This is a genomic window from Luteibacter sp. P4_D7_3 (assembly GCF_056401735.1).
Map to the genome: position 1 here is coordinate 1 of NZ_JBFUIT010000581.1, position 1,235 is coordinate 1,235.

The window sequence follows — 1,235 nt, forward strand, 5'->3', positions numbered from 1 at the left end:
GTGGAATACCACTTCAACCCGAAAGTCGGCCTGATCGCCGGCGTCCAGTTCACCGTCGATGGCCGCAACGCCACCGACGACGTGGCACCGCAGGTCGCGCTGAACATGGTCTTCTGAGCATCGCGCCTTGTCCGAGCACAACCGCCGCAAGTCATGGTCGACATCCGCAACTCCTGTATGCAATGCGTTGGCGTGCCTCGCAATGCAACTTGTACGGCCTTGCCCCGCTGGGCTATGGTGCCGTGCCAGCGCTTCAGGGCAGCTGCGTGTCCACCGTAACTCACGCGGCGGTCCCAATAATAAAAGGCTACATTCCGGCAGTAGGGGAGACACATGTTGAAACACCTGTTCGCGACGCATCCGATCGAGGCCGCGCCGCACGTAGACGCTGGTGAGCACGTTGAAACCGGCGCACATGCAAACAATGGCGAGCTCAAGCGGGTACTCACCGCGAAGCATCTGGTTCTTCTGGGTGTCGGCGCCGTCATCGGCGCAGGTATCTTCGTTATCACCGGCCAGGCCGCCGCACTTCATGCCGGCCCTGCCCTGGTCATCAGCTTCCTCATCGCCGGTTTCGCCTGCGCCCTTGCAGGCCTGTGCTACGCCGAATTCGCGGCCATGCTTCCGGTTTCCGGCAGCGCCTACTCCTATTCCTACGCCACGCTCGGCGAGTACGTCGCCTGGTTCGTCGGCTGGAACCTCGTCCTCGAATACCTCTTTGCCGCGGCCACCGTGGCCGCGGGCTGGTCGGGCTACTTCAACGAGATGCTGGGGATGGTCGGCCATCTGGTCGGTACCAACCTCGAGCTCCCCATGCAGCTCGCCTCGGCACCGTTCCAGTTCGTCGAGGGCCATATCCAGGCCACCGGCACGCTGATCAACCTGCCGGCCGTGGTCATCATCGCCGCGCTGTCAGGCCTGTGCTACGTCGGCATCACGCAGTCCGCCTTCGTCAACTCGATCATCGTGACGATCAAGGTCACGGTCATCCTGCTGTTCCTCGCCTTTGCCATCCAGGTGATCAACCCGGCTAACTGGCATCCGTTCATCCCGGCGTCCGAAGGTCCGGGCGCGTTCGGCTGGGGCGGCATCTTCCGCGCCGCGACCATCGTGTTCTTCTCGTATGTCGGCTTCGACGCGGTGTCGACCGCCGCCGGTGAAGCGAAGAACCCGCAGCGCGACATGCCCATCGGCATCCTCGGCTCGCTGGCCGTCTGCACCGTGCTGTACATCGC

Annotated in this window: 1 protein-coding gene; it reads left to right on the forward strand. The window is 63.4% G+C overall.

Annotated features, from left to right (window positions below; all coding sequences use genetic code 11):
* Positions 1 to 333: 333 nt before the first annotated feature.
* Positions 334 to 1,235: amino acid permease (locus tag AC1DSN_RS22885; RefSeq protein ID WP_477333161.1), on the forward strand; the 902-nt coding region annotated here is incomplete at its 3' end.